Annotated in this window: 20 protein-coding genes and 1 pseudogene; 2 read left to right on the forward strand and 19 right to left on the reverse strand. The window is 30.2% G+C overall.

Going from position 1 to position 18,860, the window contains the following annotated elements; all coding sequences use genetic code 11:
• Positions 1-51: 51 nt before the first annotated feature.
• Together recX and G9F72_RS20525 are read right to left on the reverse strand one after the other, a co-directional pair.
• Positions 52-909, reverse strand: a complete 858-nt coding sequence (gene recX / locus G9F72_RS20520; protein WP_224676197.1) for a recombination regulator RecX — start codon at positions 907-909, stop codon at positions 52-54.
• A gap of 2 nt (positions 910-911) precedes the next feature.
• Complete coding sequence (locus G9F72_RS20525; protein WP_164957721.1) at positions 912-2,162, reverse strand: M16 family metallopeptidase; 1,251 nt, start codon at positions 2,160-2,162, stop codon at positions 912-914.
• Positions 2,163-2,562: 400 nt separating this feature from the next.
• Between G9F72_RS20525 and G9F72_RS20530 the strand changes: the two genes are divergently transcribed.
• Together G9F72_RS20530 and G9F72_RS20535 are read left to right on the forward strand one after the other, a co-directional pair.
• Positions 2,563-3,087 (forward strand): QueT transporter family protein, encoded by a 525-nt coding sequence (locus G9F72_RS20530; protein ID WP_164957720.1) that lies wholly within the window; start codon positions 2,563-2,565, stop codon positions 3,085-3,087.
• 115 nt (positions 3,088-3,202) lie between these two features.
• Entirely contained in the window at positions 3,203-4,777 is a 1,575-nt protein-coding gene (locus G9F72_RS20535; RefSeq protein ID WP_164957801.1) for a DEAD/DEAH box helicase, read from the forward strand.
• A gap of 255 nt (positions 4,778-5,032) precedes the next feature.
• On the opposite strand, the gene G9F72_RS20540 is transcribed toward G9F72_RS20535, so the two are convergent.
• The 17 genes and pseudogenes from G9F72_RS20540 to G9F72_RS20615 form a co-directional block, all read right to left on the reverse strand.
• The gene (locus tag G9F72_RS20540) at positions 5,033-5,734 is read right to left on the reverse strand and encodes an MgtC/SapB family protein (RefSeq protein WP_164957719.1); all 702 of its coding nucleotides are present in this window, start codon (positions 5,732-5,734) and stop codon (positions 5,033-5,035) included.
• A gap of 64 nt (positions 5,735-5,798) precedes the next feature.
• Positions 5,799-6,050, reverse strand: a pseudogene (locus tag G9F72_RS27680) (glycerol-3-phosphate responsive antiterminator).
• A 9-nt stretch (positions 6,051-6,059) separates the two neighbouring features.
• Positions 6,060-6,158, reverse strand: a complete 99-nt coding sequence (locus G9F72_RS27225) for a glycerol-3-phosphate responsive antiterminator (RefSeq protein ID WP_164957717.1) — start codon at positions 6,156-6,158, stop codon at positions 6,060-6,062.
• A gap of 191 nt (positions 6,159-6,349) precedes the next feature.
• Positions 6,350-6,841: a UPF0158 family protein gene (locus G9F72_RS20550; RefSeq protein ID WP_164957716.1), complete on the reverse strand. Its 492-nt coding sequence runs from the start codon at positions 6,839-6,841 to the stop codon at positions 6,350-6,352.
• Positions 6,842-6,988: 147 nt separating this feature from the next.
• Positions 6,989-7,231, reverse strand: coding sequence for a DUF1292 domain-containing protein (locus G9F72_RS20555; protein WP_164957715.1), 243 nt, complete (start codon positions 7,229-7,231; stop codon positions 6,989-6,991).
• A gap of 147 nt (positions 7,232-7,378) precedes the next feature.
• Positions 7,379-8,368 carry a biotin--[acetyl-CoA-carboxylase] ligase gene (locus G9F72_RS20560; protein WP_164957714.1) on the reverse strand — a complete coding sequence of 330 codons (990 nt, stop codon included), beginning with the start codon at positions 8,366-8,368 and terminating at the stop codon, positions 7,379-7,381.
• Positions 8,369-8,426: 58 nt separating this feature from the next.
• A complete protein-coding gene (locus G9F72_RS20565; RefSeq protein WP_164957713.1) occupies positions 8,427-9,296 on the reverse strand; it encodes a radical SAM protein in 870 nt (289 codons plus the stop codon).
• A gap of 505 nt (positions 9,297-9,801) precedes the next feature.
• Positions 9,802-10,431: an HD domain-containing protein gene (locus G9F72_RS20570; protein WP_164957712.1), complete on the reverse strand. Its 630-nt coding sequence runs from the start codon at positions 10,429-10,431 to the stop codon at positions 9,802-9,804.
• A 138-nt stretch (positions 10,432-10,569) separates the two neighbouring features.
• Positions 10,570-10,746, reverse strand: coding sequence for a hypothetical protein (locus G9F72_RS20575; RefSeq protein WP_164957711.1), 177 nt, complete (start codon positions 10,744-10,746; stop codon positions 10,570-10,572).
• A 24-nt stretch (positions 10,747-10,770) separates the two neighbouring features.
• Positions 10,771-11,007 (reverse strand): DUF1292 domain-containing protein, encoded by a 237-nt coding sequence (locus G9F72_RS20580; protein WP_164957710.1) that lies wholly within the window; start codon positions 11,005-11,007, stop codon positions 10,771-10,773.
• A gap of 175 nt (positions 11,008-11,182) precedes the next feature.
• The gene (locus tag G9F72_RS20585; RefSeq protein WP_164957709.1) at positions 11,183-12,538 is read right to left on the reverse strand and encodes a CCA tRNA nucleotidyltransferase; all 1,356 of its coding nucleotides are present in this window, start codon (positions 12,536-12,538) and stop codon (positions 11,183-11,185) included.
• 100 nt (positions 12,539-12,638) lie between these two features.
• The gene (locus G9F72_RS20590) at positions 12,639-13,502 is read right to left on the reverse strand and encodes a hypothetical protein (RefSeq protein WP_164957708.1); all 864 of its coding nucleotides are present in this window, start codon (positions 13,500-13,502) and stop codon (positions 12,639-12,641) included.
• An 86-nt stretch (positions 13,503-13,588) separates the two neighbouring features.
• Positions 13,589-14,803 carry a DNA polymerase IV gene (locus tag G9F72_RS20595; protein WP_164957707.1) on the reverse strand — a complete coding sequence of 405 codons (1,215 nt, stop codon included), beginning with the start codon at positions 14,801-14,803 and terminating at the stop codon, positions 13,589-13,591.
• A gap of 146 nt (positions 14,804-14,949) precedes the next feature.
• Complete coding sequence (ptsP, locus tag G9F72_RS20600) at positions 14,950-16,659, reverse strand: phosphoenolpyruvate--protein phosphotransferase (protein WP_164957706.1); 1,710 nt, start codon at positions 16,657-16,659, stop codon at positions 14,950-14,952.
• Between the two features lie 60 nt (positions 16,660-16,719).
• The gene (locus tag G9F72_RS20605) at positions 16,720-16,980 is read right to left on the reverse strand and encodes an HPr family phosphocarrier protein (RefSeq protein ID WP_164957705.1); all 261 of its coding nucleotides are present in this window, start codon (positions 16,978-16,980) and stop codon (positions 16,720-16,722) included.
• A 13-nt stretch (positions 16,981-16,993) separates the two neighbouring features.
• Positions 16,994-17,488 (reverse strand): PTS glucose transporter subunit IIA, encoded by a 495-nt coding sequence (locus G9F72_RS20610; protein WP_164957704.1) that lies wholly within the window; start codon positions 17,486-17,488, stop codon positions 16,994-16,996.
• Positions 17,489-17,792: 304 nt separating this feature from the next.
• Entirely contained in the window at positions 17,793-18,629 is an 837-nt protein-coding gene (locus tag G9F72_RS20615) for a PRD domain-containing protein (protein ID WP_164957703.1), read from the reverse strand.
• Positions 18,630-18,860: the final 231 nt, after the last annotated feature.

Raw genomic sequence — 18,860 nt, forward strand, 5'->3', positions numbered from 1 at the left:
ACCTGCTTTCGTTATTATGCATTTTGAACAAAGTTGCAATTTGCCAAACTCCTATAAATCTTCCACACCATTAATTAAATCTCCTAATACTTTTTTAATTTCCTCCCACTTGTAGCCTCGCCTTAAAAGGTAGTCTCCTAACTTTTTATATAGCTTTATTTTCGCGGGCTCTGACTTAATTAATATGTTGTACCTTTTATTAGCAAGTTCAAACAGTTTATTATAATCATCTTCATATGTATCTTCAGAAGTTTCTTTATTTTTAAGTTCCTCATTGTTATCATTTTTAGTGATTTTATCTAAAACCTCATTTACTATTCCATAATCATATCCATTTCTAACTAAATAGTCTGCTGTTTTTTTATAAAGCTTTAATGCATCTTTTTCACTCTTAGCTAATGTTACTATTCTTTTTTCGCCAAGTATCAAAGCCGTTTTAAGCTGCTGCTCAGAAGTTACTTTATTAAGGGCCTCTATAATTAACTCTTTCGGAAGAAATTTTTTTAGCAGTGCAAATTTAATTTTATTTTTCCCACTAGTCTTAATTTTTTCTTTTATATATAAGTCCACAAATCGCTTATCGCAAACAAATTCATACTGCTTTAAAAACTCCATTACCCTATCTATAGTCTTAATATCAAATTCTTTTGCTGTTAATTTATCTACTACTTGTTTAGCTGATTTAAAGCTTCTTTCTAAAAAATGAAGTGCGCAGTTTTTTCCCTTTATATAATTATCTTCATCAATTATATCTTGCAGCCCCTCTTTTTCAATGGTTGCTCCTTTTGTAATATTGTGGATATACACAAGTGCTGCATCACAGGCAAAGGCGAATTCATCATTCATATAAATGTTAACTCTATCTTTGTTGTTTTTTTGAACTTCAATTTTTGTTATAACACTACTCAAAACTAACCTCTCTTTTCCGGTAAAAATATGTGAATTGTTGGCTTTTGTAATACTTTTCTAGAAATATTATATAGGTCCTTACTTTTAATATTCCCCATATTTTTCATATCTTCAGTAAACTGATATATATCTTCATTTTCCATGGCCTGATGAATTACATAATTACCAAGATCCGTAGAATCCTCAATGGTTGATGCTATAGCAGTTTTTAATATTTTCTTCATTAAAGCTATGGTATTATCATCAAAAACTATTTTTTCACTTTTAATATCCTTAATGGCAGAATCAATTACTTCAATAGCCTCATCCACATCTTCTTCTGAAACCGATGTATAAATATACAGTGTTTTAACGTTATTTGAAGTATCTAAATGAGTATAGGCATCATAAGACAATCCTCTTTCTTCCCTAAGTTCTCTAAATAATATAGAGTTAGCACTTTCTCCAAATTTATAGTTTAGTATTCTAAGTGCTAATTCCTCATCTTTAGATAGTTCGTTAAAAGTATATAAATATAGTATGGTACTTTGCTCGATTTCTTTTTTATATGATATTTCTTTTACAAATTGATGATGCTCATATGTTATTTTTTTCTTCTCGAATTTCTTTTTACTCCAACTACCAAAATACTTCTTTACCATATTTATTATGTCCTCATGTTCAAATGGGGATACAATAGATATAAAAGAATTATTTGGCACGTAATATCTATTATAAAAATCAACAAGTTGTTTTCTTGCAACTTTTTTTATTATGTTTTCATTACCTATAGTATCCTCCCTAAGCGGACTATAAATAAATGCAATCTCATTTACCCGCTTAAAGCTTAAGTCTTCAATGTCATCATTAATTGTTCTGATCTCAGCTAATATGACTCCTCTTTCCTTTTCAATTTCCTCTTTTGGAAAGTTTGAATTTAAGAGCATATCTCCAATCAACTTTACTGCATTATCTAATTCTTCATTTAAAATTGTAGCACTATAAACTGTACAATTAAAATCCGTATATGCATTATATTCTCCACCCAAATTTTCTAAATCGCTGTTTAGTTTTTCATTAGTTCGGCTAGAAGTCCCTTTAAAAAGCATGTGCTCTATAAAATGTGCTATTCCCTTTTCATTTTTTTCTTCATAAAGTGAACCTATATTGACTCCAGCATGAATTGCTGAAATTTGACTATCCTTTTTAATAGTAATGAGGTTAATCCCATTACTTAATTCTGTTTGCTGCGTATTAAAAATTTCTTTATTCATCATATTCTCCTTTAAAAAAACTGCATTATTTAACTTATATATCATCTTTGAATGAACTATGAACATCAAAAAATAAAGTTATATATAGATTAACTATATCATACTTTTAGTTATTTTAGACTATTTTTTAACCAATATTCTTTTATCACTTAAATGTAGCAAATAGATATTCTTTCATTTATATATGTTACCCAAAGTTTGGAAATCTACTTAGGTACCCTAAACTAAAGCTAACGACAATAAATCTTATAACAATTTAAAACTAGAGTAAATTCCCTATGCAATGTGATAAATTCATTTGACTAATACCGAATTATATAGTAGAATTAAAGTTCGGGTCGAATACGCATAGACAGTTCGTAACCATCCTGTCTCAAAACAAAACTATGGAGGCACAAAAATGAATATTAAATTAAATGAAGGAACCATATCTGTAAAAATAAGAAGAATTGTTTTTGCAGCAATGGTAGCTGCTATTTATGCAGCTTTAACTCTGAGCTTATCGTTTTTCAGCTTTGGAGTTATTCAATATCGTATTGCTGAAGGACTTACTATCCTACCTTACTTTGCATCTTTTTCAATCCCAGGGCTGGTAATTGGTTGTATAGTTTCTAATATCATAAGTCCACTAGGTATTATGGATATGATTTTCGGTTCCCTTGCAACATTTATAGCCGCGATTTCAACTTACTATATTGGTAAAAGCAAACTGAAATTCAAAAGAATACTTGCTCCATTACCGGCTGTAGTAATTAATGCCCTTATTATAGGCATTATGTTAAAGCTTTTATATTTTAAAGACATGCCCCTTTTACTTTGTATGCTGCAAGTTGCATGGGGAGAATTGGTCTGCTGTTATGGAATTGGATTACCTCTTATTTATGTTATTGAAAAGAACTCAATTTTGAGGAATTTTTTTAAATAATTGAAAAAAGCAATTTAATTTTGCTTTTTTAGTTTAATATTTGTTATTCTGTATATACTTTAATATGAGATGTATTTGATACTTTATGAGAGAAAGAGGAATTTTAATGAACAAAATTGAAAAACTTAAATTTGATGAACTAGGACTAAGCGAATCAGTACTACACGCTATACAGGATTTGAAATTTGAATATCCATCTGATATCCAAGAAAAAGCTATTCCAGTTGTATTAGAAGGCTTTGATATTATAGGTCAGGCTCAAACAGGAACTGGTAAAACATTAGCCTTTGGTGCACCTATTTTAAGCAGAATGGAAAGACCAAATGGAAAAGTTCAAGCAATAATAATGTCTCCAACAAGAGAACTTGCTGTTCAAGTTGCTGAAGAACTTTCACGTATTGCAAAACATGAAAGAGTTAAAATATTGCCAATCTATGGTGGTCAATCTATTGATAGACAAATATCAGCTCTAAAAAGAGGAGTAGATATTGTTGTTGGAACTCCTGGAAGATTACTAGACCATATTAGAAAAGGCACTTTAAAACTTGCCAATGCTAAGTTTCTTGTTTTAGATGAAGCTGATGAAATGTTAAACATGGGCTTTATTGAAGATATTGAAAGTATTATAAGTAATTTAAGTGAAGATAGACAGACTTTACTTTTCTCAGCTACTATGCCAAGAGCTATTAAAATATTGTCTAAAAAATATATGCATCCTGAAACAAAGATTATTTCAATCGAAAAGAAGTCTTTAACCGTTTCTAAGATTAAGCAATATTACTATGAAGTAAATCCAAAAACTAAATTTGAATCATTATGTAGAATTCTTGATGTTGATGCTCCTAAGACTTGTATACTATTCTGTAAAACTAAAAAAGGTGTAGATGAGTTAGTAGACGCATTACAACCAAGAGGATATACAGTAGAAGGTATGCACGGAGACATGAAACAAAGTCAAAGAATGAACACTCTAAAAAAATTCAAAGATGGTAATCTAAATTACCTAATTGCAACTGATGTAGCTGCAAGAGGAATAGATGTAGAAAATGTTACTCATGTAATAAATTATGATCTACCACAAGATAGTGAATCATATATACATAGAATTGGAAGAACTGGTAGAGCTGGTAAAGAGGGTACAGCTTATAGTCTTATTACAAGACGAGAAGCATCTGCTATAAGACAGATTGAACGTGATACTAAAAGTATAATCACTAAGAAAACTGTACCTACTATAACAGATATTTTTGCAGCAAAATCAGAAACTATTTTAGATTCTATAAAATTAGTTTTAGATGAAAATTTATATGAAAACTTTCTTCCACTAGGTAAAGGTCTTATAAAAGAATTCGGAGCTGAAGATGTAGCTGCTTCTCTAATAAAAATTATATTTGATAAAGAAGTTAACTATAACTATGCAGATGATTCTGTAACAACAACATTAACAGATAATGTTAGATTATTCCTTTCTATCGGAAGAATGGATGAAGTTATGACTAAAGATATTATATCTTTCTTATGCGAGACAGCTAATATTAATAAAAATGAACTTGGCCGTATTGATATTTTAGATAAATTCTCATTTTTAGATGTACCTTCAAATCTAGTTGATTCAATCCTTAACAATAGTTCAGGTAAGAAGTTAAATAGTAGAAAAGTAAATATTGAGGTTGCTAAATCTAGAAGATAGATTTCACAACTGAAAAGAGAGCCCTTATTTATAAGGGCTCTCTTTTGTTTTGCAAATTTTAAAACATTTTTTTACCTTTAATTATTTTATCAAGTTTAATTATTTTATAGCATATTTAAACATACAATATAAATGGGGTGATAATAATGAGTAAATTTAAAAAATTGCTTTATACACTAATTTTTATCTTATTAATTGAGGTATTACTAATATATATAATATCTAAATAACTTATTTTTTATCCTACTATTTTTATCATACTAAATTTGCTTTGTATATTTCTTCAAAAGTGCATAGTCTTTGTACAATTCTATTGCTCTTAATATGTCTTGGTGCTAAAATAGTATAAATTGTTGTGCTATACTCTGGATTTTCTTCTTCATCCTCAATAGAAAAGTCAATAGTCTTAACTTTTATCCCCATACCCTCAAAGTACTGTTCTAATTTTTCTACCATATTTTTCTTGTTGCTATATTGAATTTCAATTTTAATAATATTACTGTTCTTAAAAAGCCTAGCTTCAAAAGTCTTAAAAAATACTAATACTATAAAAACACATATAGTTGCTAGTATAGTTAAAGTATAATACCCCAGTCCAACTGCAAGTCCAATGCATGCCACTGTCCAAATACTTGCCGCAGTAGTAAGTCCTTTTACTGATCCCTTCTCATGTATAATAGTCCCTGCCCCTAAAAATCCAACGCCAGTTATAACTTGTGCCCCCAGTCTTCCAATATCTGCTTTTAATGCATTTTGGAGTTCTGGATGCTGAATTATCATATTGGTTGCATCTTGAATTGAATATAATTGTATCATTGAGGTAACGGCAGCACCTAAGCATACTAGAATATGCGTTCTAAAACCTGCTGGTCTATTTTTAGCTTCTCTCTCATATCCAATTAAGCCGCCAACTACAACTGCAAGGGCAAGCCTTATTGCTACTTCATATGCTAACATGTATATACCTCCAAATATTTTTTCATATTCTATTATAATTAATTAAAAGCTAATATGTGCATAGTTACATATACCATATTTCCTCTTTGCTTGTAGAAACGCCAATTGAAAATAAACCCATTTCCTTAGCAGCTCTAATAAGGCTACTTTTAGTAGTTATAATTCCGTCTGGCTGGATCTTTTCATTTATTTATTTTAAAGCACAAACATTTCTTGAAAACCCTTCAATTAAATCCAAATGCACATATACACTTTTACCATGAGTTTTTATACGATTAACGATTTCTTGTAAATTAAAGATACTTCCTGTAAGCAAGAAAATAATTTAGCAGGGAGATTTTATGGCTTTTTCTAACTTTTCCAAATTATTTACCGCAGCAATTACCGGGTTTTCTCGAATTTTATTATAAAATTCATTTTCCATATTTCTCACTCCTTTTATCATAATTTTAAAGATTCCTAATTTAATAAATATTTAAAACAACATTTTCTCTAAAGCAATTATATCACACTAGCCTGCAACATTAAATTATCACCTTTGGTACTGCATTATTAATGGATTCACAAGGTAATTTTGTAAGAAAAAAGCAACCAATTGGTTGCTTTTTTCTTGATTTAATTTAGATACTTTAGCTCAATGCTATTTGACTTTAACCAGGCTCTAACAAACTCATTTATACAATTATCTTCATATTTATACCATTCTTCTGTTTTATTTTGTTTATCCATTAAAACATGCTTAAACTTCTTTATAGGTTCTTTACTATTTAATGCCTTATTTAATTCTTGTTTTAAATCTGAATTACTAATTAGGCTATTTACATATTTTTTCATTGTCCTTATATAAAAATCTTCATCTATGAGAGGAGTACTTATATATCTATTAACGTTGTCCTCGCTAATAAGTATGGCTACCCTAACAAATTCTTTTAACCAATTATCAAAGGTATCTTCTTTTAATGTTCCCTTTTCTAAGGCTAAACTCACTTCTGTAGGAATATATATGACTTCTCCGGTTCTTGTGTCTAAAAAACTTTTTCCTAAATTATCATCTTCATGTGAAATTGTTTCTATAAGTGCTTCTATATCAATATCTACTGTATTCAAAATTTTACCTCCTGCCTTTAGTTTTCATTTTAATAATCTATAATAAAAACCCAATAAACCTTAATGGTTTATTGGGTTTTGATCAATAAATCCTTATAATTTATTGGATTATGGAAAGTAAACTTTAACGGTTTATTTGAAAGTTATTTACTCATCAAAAGTTGATTCGTATTCTTCTAATACTCTTTCAAACTCTTCTTCGTCTTCTACTGCAATATATTCCTCTTTGTCATCTACCGTTGTAATTTTATAGACAAAAGCATCCTCTTCATCTCCTATAGGAGCTAATAGCGCATATCTATTTTCATCTAATTCAATGATTTCTACTAATTCAAAATCAACCTTTTCGCCATCTTCATCCATCATTGATATAATTTTATTATCTTCCATAAACATTCTCCTTTCAATCGTATTAATCATATTATACCGTTAATCTAGCCAATATGTCTATATGAAAATTAGATTTTAACTATATTTTGAACTTAATCATCTTTAAATTATTCTAGTCTATTTTATTTCAGATATCTTATTATATATTCACTTGTTATACCCATAAATTCCTCTTACAGAAACTTCTCCTGAAACAATATATTCTAACAATCCTTGTTGATTTTCAACAACTAATTCACCACTATCACTTATATCTATTGCCTTAACCTTTGTTACTTTTCCTCTATTTACCAATTGAATCTCTTTTCCTATAAGTAAGGAATTTTTTCTACAAATCTCCATAGTTTCGGATACATTGCCATTTTCCACAAAATCATTGTATAACACCTCAAAAGTGTTTAAGACATTGGCAAGCAAAAGCTTTCTGTTCATATATTTACTACTCTCTATTTTAAGTGAAGTAGCAACATCTTTTAGATCGGTTGGTAAATCTTTTTCTTCCAAGTTTACATTTATACCAATTCCCATAACTAAATAATTAATATGATCTATTTCTCCACTCATTTCTGTTAATATACCACATACTTTTCTGCTGCTTAGTACTATATCATTAGGCCACTTAATACTAGTTTTAATGCCCATTTTCATAATAGCCTCTTGGACAGCTGCTGCCCCTATTAAAGTTATTTGCGATATATTTTCTGTAACTATGTTTGGTCTAAGTATTATTGACATCCATATGCCCTTATATTTAGGAGATATCCAATTTCGCCCTAGCCGTCCACGGCCTGTTGTTTGTTCTTCGCTTATTATAACTGTTCCGTGCTCTTCTCCGCTCTCAGCTAATTTTTTGGCAATAGAATTGGTTGAGCCTATAGAATCATAGTGAATTATATTTTTACCTATGTACTGCGTAGTTAGGAAGTCTTTAATCTCCTCAAAGGTAAGTATATCTGGTGAGGAGATTATCCTATAACCTTTTCTTGAAATTGCTTCAATTTCATAGCCATCTTCTTTAATTGTATTTATATATTTCCATATAGCAGCGCGACTAACTCCTAGCTCTTCACTTATTTTTTGTCCAGATATAAAATCATTTCCACTTTCCTTAAGTAACTTAAGAATTTTCCCTTTCATAATATGCACCCCCCATTGTTTTGTTAACCAAGGTCTGATTAAGCTATTTTATATTCTTCTATATTCTTCTATATTCTTCTTGCTTATATCTATATTCACCTTTAAGTGCATAGTCAATGGCCTCTAATAACTGACTTTTATCTCTTGGCAATGTTCCCGAAAGTGCTATATAATTTGAAGCATGATTGCTCCTAAAGACACAGTCAGTAACTTCTACATTTTGCAAGAATTCTTTTGTCTCATACATTATTTCTTTTGGAGTTAATACATGAAATTTACCCTTTTGTACATCTTCATATAGTGGAATTCCATTTTCTAACATTAAAGTTAATAAACCTAGATAATCTGGGTTTATGGCACTTATAAGCTTTGCAGACTCTATTGCATGCTCTCTTGCTTTTAACTTGCCTCCTATTCCTGAAATTAGAGTAACAGATAACTTTATCCCACTTTCTTTAACCTTTTGCCCTGCCATGAGCATCTCACCTGCAGTTACTCCCTTATTTATACTTTTTAATATTTCATTACTCCCAGATTCAACCCCTAGATACACAATGCCAATACCAAACTCTTTAAGTTCACTAAGTTCATCCAAAGATTTTCTTAAAATATCATTAGGGGTACCATAAATCCCCACTCTTTCACACTCAGTAAACACTTCTCTTATTTTTGATAATATAGATTTTAATTTACTAGTTTGTAGCACTAGTGCATCTCCATCAGCCAGAAAAACTTTCTTTACTATTCCATAGGTTAATTTAGCCTGCTCCAAATCTTCAATAATATCTTTTAAATCACGTATTCTAAACTTTTTTTCTTTGTACATCTCACAAAAGCTACACCCATTATGTGAACATCCAATAGTAACTTGTACTATAAGACTATGCGCCTCACTGGGTGGTCTATATACTACACCTTCATATCTCACCGTAATCATCTCCAAACTGTCTCAGACTCCCCCTAGCTAATGCGAGGGGTTCTTTTGTACTCCATAAATATCTCTCGTTGAATACTCTATAAGTATACCATATGTTTTTATAGAAAATTAGGACTTTATAGATGTGTCTTAGTAGTTTTTGAAATTAGGATTATATTATTAAAAGTATGTATTATGTAAAATGTATTTGAACAAGTTCTAGTAATTCACAATTTATTTTATTTATAGCTGCGTGAAGAAAAGCGCGTGTTTGAGAGAGTTTACATTTTTTAAAAGTCTTTGAAATTCGAATTTTATTGATAAAAGTATATATTATGTAAACTGCATTTGAACAAGCTATAGTAATTCACAATTTATTTTGTTGTAGCTACGTGTAGAAAAACGCATGTTTGAGCGTCAGCGAGTTTGCGTTTTTTAGTAGCTATAACAAAATAAATTGTAGAATTACTTGGCGACGTGAATGCAGTTGTAACAATATATACTTTTACTTAGTAAACTACTTAGAACCCTCTAAATACTTCTCGCACTTGCGGATAAAAGCTTTAATATTTTCCTTTTCCTCTTTGATTTTAACATCATTGAGCTCACCCCTACCAAGTCTATCGCACTCTGATAACAGTGCAATTTCTTTGATGGATATTTCTGAAGTCATGCTTTTCACATTCCCAAATGGTAAATCTTTCATTACAAAAAGAGTTTGCATATGCCACCTAACTAGAGCCACAACCTGTTTAATAAAATCTTCCTCCTGTGTAAATGTTTCAAGAAATTTCCTACAAAGTTCTGCACCAACCGTATCATGGTCATAAGATGTTATTTTGCCTTTTCTAATTTTTGTAGTAGGGGCTTTCCCGAGATCATGTAATAATGCACCCCACATAAATGCTCTAGGATTTTCACTTAAGCCTTTTACCTTTGCTGCATTATCTACAACTAACATTGTATGTATCCATACATTTCCTTCTGGATGATGCTCTGGTGATTGCGGAATTTCTACCAAGCAGCTTAATAGTGTATAAGGATATTCAGTAAATACGCTCTCATTATTTATTATTTTATTGAAATATATAGAAGGCTTCTCGTCTTCTATTAGATGCTTTTCAAATTCTTCAAACATTTTTATCATTTATTAATTCCTTTCTTTTTATTATTCTTATTTATACAATCCTCTATTATTATATTATAACAAAAATAGCAGGTCTTTATTATCATATTTTAGATAATAAACACCTGCCACTTTGTTTTGGTATATCTCTATTAGTTATTATTCTGACTTAACTCCACCATATTCACTTTTTTTAGTTTCAAAAACGCTTTCATTATATGCGCTTTCTTCAACAGATTGAATTATTTGATTTTTAGAATGTGCATTTTTCAACTTTGTGTCTTTTTTAATATAATCACGCAAATTTTCCTTGCTGGCTTGCTCCTGATCCTTCATTTAAAACCCTCCTACCAATTATTACTAAGCTTGGTGCTCATTATACTTATCTAACACTTTTTTAAACTCAGCTCCAAGGCCTATAGACGTGTATTCCGTTTCACCATTCTTTACAACTGATCTGTAAGCATAAGCCTCATCAGAATCCTTAGGCCCAACTATCACATATTCATTTCCATCCATTTTAATAGCATCAATCAATTCTAAATCTACTTTCTTGCCAAATTCATTTAGTACTGTTATTGTTTCATTAGTTTTCATATAAATACCTCCTTTCACATAGACACATTCAAATACATAATAATTGAATAAGTGATGAATATTTATTTTTATGTGCCTTATTATGTTGTGTCTAAGTGAAGGTTTTATACCAAATTTTTATAATAATTCTTATAGATGCAGATAACTTAAAGAAGATAGATGTAAAGTATCTTTTTTATTTCTTATATTCATGTTGAATTATAGCTAAAAGTTTCTCTTTGCTATTAAGTTCTGGATTTTCTAAGGTTTTATCTAAAAGAAATTTAAGCATCTCCCCTATCTCTTTCCCTGATTTAATAGAAAATTCACTCATTAAATCTCCGCCGTTTACTGCAAGATCACTTACTGATAGTGGAACTTTAGATTCTAAAATAGCCATTGCTCTTTCTTCTACTCTACTAATTTCGCCTAAACGGATTTCAGAAGACTTAGAACCCAGCGCATCTGCTCTCTGCAAGGCGAAGAGGTCACGTACTAAATCTACACCAACTCTATTAATAAGGCGTTTTACAGAAGCATCTGATGGTTTTGTAAGTACATTCATATGTTCCTTTACTAAAATGCTGATTTTACTTATACTTTGATTATCGAATTTAAGTCGTCTAAGTATTTGCTGGCACATTATAAAGCTTTTTTTATCATGGCCATAAAAATGACCTATACCCCTCTTATCTATAGTAAAACAATTTGGTTTAGCTATGTCGTGTAACAATGCTGCCATTCTTATATTTAATGACTGCGGGCTGTTTTCCACAACTGCTAAAATGTGTTCAAATACATCTTTGTCATGGTGAGGATTTTTCTGATTAAATCCTACGGCCTTTTGAAGTTCTGGTAGTATAAATTCTAATAGTTTAGTCTCCTCTAGTCCTCTTAAAGCTTTTGTAGAGTTATTGGATACCATCATTTTACATAGTTCATCTCTAATTCTTTCATTACTTACATTTAAAATAAGGTTAGAATTTGCTTTTATAGCCTCTAGTGTTTTTTCCTCTATATGAAAATCTAATGACGCTGCAAAACGAATAGCCCTAAGCATTCTTAGTGCGTCCTCTTGAAACCTTTTATTCGCCTCTCCTACAGCTCTAATTATTTTATTTTCTAAATCCAACCTGCCACCAAAATAATCAATAAGACCATGCTGCTCATTAAAAGCCAGTGCATTTATAGTAAAATCTCTTCTAGCTAAGTCTTCTTTTAAATTTAGAACAAATGTAACACCCTCCGGTCTTCTATTGTCTAGGTATTCGCCGTCTATTCTGTATGTTGTAACTTCGTATCCATCTCCATTTATCATAACAGTGACAGTTCCGTGTTCTATACCTGTAGGTACCGTTTTATCAAAGATTCTAATAATATCTTCAGGCAGAGCATTAGTAGTTATATCATAGTCCTTAGGCAGGGCTTTGCCAATTTTACAATCACGTACACTTCCGCCTACTATATAAGATTCATATCCATTATTTTCCAAACATTCTAAAATGATTTTCACATCTATTGGTATATGCATTTCTATGTTTTTATCAATCATTCCAATCACCCTTTATTTTTTTACTATAAGTTGCATAAAAATAAATATCAATTCATGCTGATATTGTTTATACTTAATATTTATTTTAATGTTCCTTATCTTAAATATACATTGCTATAGGTATAATTTCAATTATAGGATTATTAATGTCTATTTGACTCTTATCATAATCCCTAATTAAATTAGTACTTTTTAGAAATCTATTTTTAAATTCTTGAAAATACCCCTCATCCAAATAATCAAAATATGTGCCACTGAGCAAACTATTGCTATTGTTTTCATTTTCCTTTGAAATCCTTACAACTTTACCAAGCACAGTGATTTTAGCACCTTCAATATAATCTAAATTATCCGCCATATATTTTATCTCTATGGGCACTATAACCTTTGTGTTGCTATTACCTATGCTACTACTGATGAATTTTAAACATTTTTCTCTTTTGCAGTTTTCCATATCATCTTTCAGAATTTTTAAAACTTGCATCTTAACTTTATGATCTTGACTTTCATCACCATTTTCTGTATTTTCAGGTGAGAAAGCCAATTGCATTTCCATCACCCTTATTATATCTTCTATATACTCTATAACTGGATTTTTATACAATGCACCCGTAAACTGAATAAAATCGAATTCCACTATATTCTTTACATCATTCTCATTATTTATAATCTTTAACATACTTTGATCGTTTAGTATGTTTTTTATTCTTGACAGTATTGTTATCACAATTGAAACTCTTTCTTCAATTTTCTGCGACGAGAATTCATTTACAAGTTGAACATTTAAGTCACCCTGCATTATTTTACCACAAGTAAGTTCATATAGCGGTGTAATAGTGCTAATCGTTAATTGCTTTCTAGTGGTTTCACTTTTAATCTCCGCAAATTCCTGTATTACAATTGTATATAAATTATTTATCAAATCTCCATTAATATATAGTGGTATTAGCGCTCTATTGTCCATGCCTCTTATACCCTCCGTAAAAATAGTACTCCTACACAGTTTATATTTTTTTCCTGTGAATTAGAACAGTTTCTTTATTTGGGGACTTATGGACACTTTTTATTCTTAAGCATTACTGATTTCACAACTGAAGTTTCGCCATACTTTCGCCTAAGATTATCTATAGTTTTATCTAAATTTCTTTTCCTTTCATCATAAGCATTATCAATATCAAAAATTGATGTTTGCTTGAAATTATCCTCACATAAATTATTAAGAGAAACTCCGAGTAATCTTATTGGTTCTCCCTTCCATAATTCATCAAAAAGGTTTTTAACTGTTTCTAGTATTTCCTGCGTTGAATCTGTAGCATTATTTAAAGTCTTACTGCGAGAAGAATCATTAAATTCCTGATTTCTTATAGTCACACAAATACAATAGGAACACTTTTTTATATTTCTTAATCTAGTTGATGTATGTTCTACCAATGATAATAATACTTTATAGGCTTCATTTTTACTTTTAATATCATCCGATAATGTAGTGGAATTGCTTATTCCTTTTACCTCATATTTATTCCATTTTACCTGCGAATTATCTATACCATTTGCATATTTCCACATCACATACCCACTACTTTTAAAGTGATATTTCAAAATTCCCACATCATACTGAGCTAAATCCCCTATAGTAAATATATTTAAATTATTAAGCCTAGGAACAGTTCTCTTTCCCACCATGAAAAGCTCTCCTACTGGTAGATGCCACAATTTTTTTTCAATCTCCGTCTTAAAAAGTGTATGTATTTTATCAGGCTTTTCAAAATCAGATGCCATCTTAGCTAGAAGTTTAACATCTGATATTCCAATATTTACTGTAAATCCTAGTTCTGCCTTTATCCTATCCTTAATTTCACAAGCTAGCAAAAGGGCTGCTTCTTTTGAAGTATTATAATTTGTTACATCTAAAAAGCACTCATCAATAGAGAATTTCTCCACATAAGGTGTATAATCACTAAAAATTTCCCTCATACTCCTACTACACCTTTCATATAAACTAAAGTCAGGTGATATAACTACAAGGTCTATACATTTCTTTCTTGCAGTAAATAAGCTTTCTCCTGTTATTATTCCATTTTTTTTAGCTAACATAGATTTTGCGAGTACTACACCTCTTCGCGACTCTTCGTCCCCTCCTATTACAGCGGCTATATCCCTGAGGTCAATATCCGAGCCTTGCATAAGTTTCTCTGAAGCGCTCCAAGAAAGAAAAGCTGAATTAACATCTATATGAAAAATAAGTTTCTCATTTAATTTAAGCATCTAATCTCATCCTTTATACTATAAATATTTTAATTTTTAAAATGTACCTAATTAGATTATATAGAATTTTAGCACAAAAAAGCAACCTATCCTTAATTAAAGAATAGATTGCACTTTGAATTATTTCTTGTATGTTAGTATAAGCCTTATGCTTTAGTATTATCTTTTATAAATTTCTTTATCTCATCTGAATCACCAAGCGATAATACTGGCTCGGATAGTTTTATGCACTCTTCATAGTTAGAATTTGTAACAGCTTTACGTGCTCTTAATATTGAAGATGCACTCATACTTAATTCATCTAGTCCAAATCCAAGTAGCACCGGAATAAGATTAGTATCTCCAGCCATTTCACCACACATACCCACCATAATTCCTGCCTTATGTCCATTATCTATTACAGTTTTAATAAGTCTTAAAACCCCTGGATGGTAGAAATCATATAAATATGATATTTTCTCATTCATTCTATCAACTGCAGTAGTATACTGAATCAAATCATTTGTACCTATACTGAAAAAATCCACCTCTTTAGCTAATATATCTGATATTAATGCCGCAGAAGGTATTTCAATCATAATGCCCACTTGGAGATTTTCATTAAATACTACGCCTTCTGATTTAAGATCATTTTTACACTGTTCTAAGATTTTTTTAGCCTTTCTCAGTTCCTGAAGACATGATATCATAGGAAACATGATTTTAAGGTTGCCATAGGCAGATGCCCGAACTAGTGCTCTTAATTGAGTTATAAATATATCTGTTCTATCAAGACAAAGTCTTATAGCTCTATATCCTAAGAAAGGATTCATTTCACTTTCCATAGGCAAATAATCTAATTTCTTGTCTCCACCAATATCTAGGGTTCTTATAATGACAGGTTTTCCACTCATCTTTTCAAGAACTGACTTGTACTGCTCAAACTGCTCTTCTTCAGTGGGAAGAGCAGTTTTTGACATGTATAAAAACTCTGTTCTAAATAATCCTATAGCTTCTGCACCATTTCGAGTAACAGATTCTAAGTCTTCTACAGAACCTATGTTGGCAGCAAGCTCAACTGTTTTGCCGTCTAGTGTAGTAGATTTCATAGTGGCATACTTAATTAGTTGATTTTTAGCTTCAATGAATTCTATTCTTTTAGCTTTGTAATCATTTAAAGTTTTCTCATCAGGATTAATAATAATTATTCCCTCTTCTCCATCTACAACAATTAAATCGCCATCTTTAATTTCTCTTAGGCTAGCACCAACACCTACAACCGCAGGTAGCTCCAAAGAGCGTGCAATAATGCAAGTATGAGCAGTTTTTCCTCCTATTTCAGTTACTAACGCCAAAATTTTAGTTTTATCAATTTGTGCTGTATCAGAGGGAGTAAGGTCCTTTGCTATTAATATACACTCATCTTTAATATCTGCAATTGAAGTTGCACTTATTCCCATTAGTATATTTAATACTCTTTTACTTACATCCCTAATGTCTGCAGCTCTTTCCGTCATATATTTATTTTCCATAAGCTCGAAAATAGCTGCTGTTTCCTCTGCTACAGTTTGTAATGCATATTCTGCATTGAATTTATCAGTGGTAATTTTCTTTTGAATAGAACCTATGAATTCTGGATCTTTAAGCATAAATAAATGAGCTTCGAATATTTCAGCCTTTGCGCTTCCTAATTTTTCTTTTACATCACTATTTATTATTTCCAGTTGCGTCATCGCTTGTTGCAATGCATTATTAAACCTAGCTAGCTCACCCTCAAAGTCCACAACCACGCTTTTATTAATTTCTACAACTTCTTCTCTAATAACTAATGCTTTTCCTATAGCTATTCCAAAGGATGCACCTATTCCTTTTAACATACATCAATTCCTCCTAGTAGTCCTTTAGAAAGATAACAATCTTCAATTGTTTTTTTCCTATTATTCAAGTCCTTGTTCTATAAGTTTTACCATAGCTAATGCAGCGGCTTCTTCATCATCACCGGTTGCTTTTATTGTTATTTCATCATTTTTAACAGCTGCCATACACATTATAGCTACTATACTTTTAGCATTATACTCATTGCCATCTTTTACTATAAGTACTTCTGATTTAAACTTAGAAGCCTCTTTAACTACTGACAATGCCGGTCTTGCATGTATTCCTGTTTCACTTTTAACTATTGCTTTTTTTTCTATCATAATATACGCACCCCTATTTCTTTAATTTTACTATTATTACTTCATTATTTTTATCTACATTTCCTAGTTTAAATTCTACAGATTCCATTATTTCATTATCTGTAAGAACTAACACACATAAATTAGACTTAGCTTTAGTTTTTATTAACTCATTATCAAATGATAATAATTTATCTCCAGCCTTGACTTGCTTACCTTTTTCGGTGAAAGCTTCAAAGCCTTCGCCCTTCATTTCTACAGTATCAATACCAATGTGAAGTAATATCTCTACGCCTTCTTTAGTTTTTAAAACGATAGCATGTTTTGTAGGGAATACTTGCAGAATTTCACCATCAGCTGGTGCATATAAAATCCCTTCTGTAGATTCAAATCCTATTCCATTACCTAACATTTTTGTAGAAAAAACCTCATCAGGTATTTCTGATATGTCAAAACATCTTCCCACAACTGGAGATTTAATAATCATACTCTTTTCTTCTTTACTTTTTTTATTAAAAAAACCAAACATTTTTATCATCCTCGCCTTCTCTAAGGTAGCTAACAATTAATAATTGTTAGACTCCTAAATTTACTTAATTATGAGATTTCATTTTTAATTTTTATAATTTATATAAATATTAGTTTGTGCATTGTTTAGCATTTTAAATACATTTATTAAGAATCTACAAAAGTGACTTAATCCAGTAAACTGGCTGGCTTCTAAAATACTATTAAAAAAAAAGACATAACCTAATAAGATGCATTAAAAGCATTTTATATGGTTCATGCCTGATCTAATCAGTAACACACCTAATATTATAAACATTATTTTTTTAATTTGATTGCTTTAATCTATAAATATGCAATGACATATATCCAACTTCATCTTCGCAAACTTCTTTAAAAAGCTTTTCTGATATAAATTTACATACCTTCTTAGAAATTTCATACTCTTCACTCATTGAAGTTTTAACGGATTCTAACATTACATTTTTTAAAACCTTATCATTTTCAATTCTATCTAGTGCATATCTTAAATGTGATACTAGCCTCGCATATTCCATGGATTTTTGATTAGTATTTATTCCAAGTAGCTCTTGAATATATTCCATTACTTCTTTAATAATTCTAGTATATTTAAGGCTTTGAGACACTTCTTTATTAACTCTAGCAGAATGTACATGAAGAGTAATAAAACCGATTTCACTTTCTGGTAGCTCTACATTTAATTTTTCTTTAATAAGTTCTGAACCTTTTTCTGCTATGCTATATTCTTTAGGATATAACGTCTGTATTTCATTTAAAAAAGGATTAACTATATCAATTCCAAGTTCTATTCTTTTCATTGCAAAACTAATATGGTCAGCCAGCCCAACATGTATACGTGAAGTTAACTTTTCTTTTAAAATATCTTCTGCAAGAGAAATTATTTCTTCTGTTACTGCCAAAATTTTGCCTTCTACATTATTAAGAATTTCAACATAGTTAGCTTTTTCACTATCATCAATTTTAATAAACTTCTGCTCTATAGTACTTGCTTTAGTTATAAGTTCACCAGGTTTTTTACCAAAACCTATTCCTTTACCAAAAAGCACATAGACATTATTGTTTTTTTCAGAAACAACAACATTGCTACTAAGAGATTTTAATACTTTATAATCAATATCCATATTAACATTACCTCTTCTATAGTTTAAAATACATTTTGAAAATATTCAAGCGTTTTTCAAAATATATTCTTAAAAATTTAAAATTCAGTACATAATTTGTCGCATTTTGTTAATTAAATGCTTTAAATCACTGTTTTCTTCTTTAAATTACCATATTATTATTTCTAATATTGTATAATATAACACAATTATTGCATATATAAGGAACTCTAGCACATATAAACTATTTCA

Source organism: Clostridium estertheticum (assembly GCF_011065935.2).
Lineage (GTDB): Bacteria > Bacillota > Clostridia > Clostridiales > Clostridiaceae > Clostridium_AD > Clostridium_AD estertheticum_A.

Bases quoted from the DNA above. Each gene is read 5' to 3' on its own strand.
- G9F72_RS20615 (WP_164957703.1), bottom strand. From the start codon at position 18,629: ATGGATATTGATTATAAAGTATTAAAATCTCTTAGTAGCAATGTTGTT.
- G9F72_RS20610 (WP_164957704.1), bottom strand. From the start codon at position 17,488: ATGTTTGGTTTTTTTAATAAAAAAAGTAAAGAAGAAAAGAGTATGATT.
- G9F72_RS20525 (WP_164957721.1), bottom strand. From the start codon at position 2,162: ATGAATAAAGAAATTTTTAATACGCAGCAAACAGAATTAAGTAATGGG.
- G9F72_RS20530 (WP_164957720.1), top strand. From the start codon at position 2,563: ATGAATATTAAATTAAATGAAGGAACCATATCTGTAAAAATAAGAAGA.
- G9F72_RS20540 (WP_164957719.1), bottom strand. From the start codon at position 5,734: ATGTTAGCATATGAAGTAGCAATAAGGCTTGCCCTTGCAGTTGTAGTT.
- G9F72_RS20590 (WP_164957708.1), bottom strand. From the start codon at position 13,502: ATGGACAATAGAGCGCTAATACCACTATATATTAATGGAGATTTGATA.
- G9F72_RS20570 (WP_164957712.1), bottom strand. From the start codon at position 10,431: ATGATAAAAATGTTTGAAGAATTTGAAAAGCATCTAATAGAAGACGAG.
- ptsP (WP_164957706.1), bottom strand. From the start codon at position 16,659: ATGTTAAAAGGAATAGGTGCATCCTTTGGAATAGCTATAGGAAAAGCA.
- G9F72_RS20555 (WP_164957715.1), bottom strand. From the start codon at position 7,231: ATGGAAGATAATAAAATTATATCAATGATGGATGAAGATGGCGAAAAG.
- G9F72_RS20575 (WP_164957711.1), bottom strand. From the start codon at position 10,746: ATGAAGGATCAGGAGCAAGCCAGCAAGGAAAATTTGCGTGATTATATT.
- G9F72_RS20585 (WP_164957709.1), bottom strand. From the start codon at position 12,538: ATGATTGATAAAAACATAGAAATGCATATACCAATAGATGTGAAAATC.
- G9F72_RS27225 (WP_164957717.1), bottom strand. From the start codon at position 6,158: ATGGAAAATGAATTTTATAATAAAATTCGAGAAAACCCGGTAATTGCT.
- G9F72_RS20580 (WP_164957710.1), bottom strand. From the start codon at position 11,007: ATGAAAACTAATGAAACAATAACAGTACTAAATGAATTTGGCAAGAAA.
- G9F72_RS20605 (WP_164957705.1), bottom strand. From the start codon at position 16,980: ATGATAGAAAAAAAAGCAATAGTTAAAAGTGAAACAGGAATACATGCA.
- G9F72_RS20560 (WP_164957714.1), bottom strand. From the start codon at position 8,368: ATGAAAGGGAAAATTCTTAAGTTACTTAAGGAAAGTGGAAATGATTTT.
- G9F72_RS20595 (WP_164957707.1), bottom strand. From the start codon at position 14,803: ATGCTTAAATTAAATGAGAAACTTATTTTTCATATAGATGTTAATTCA.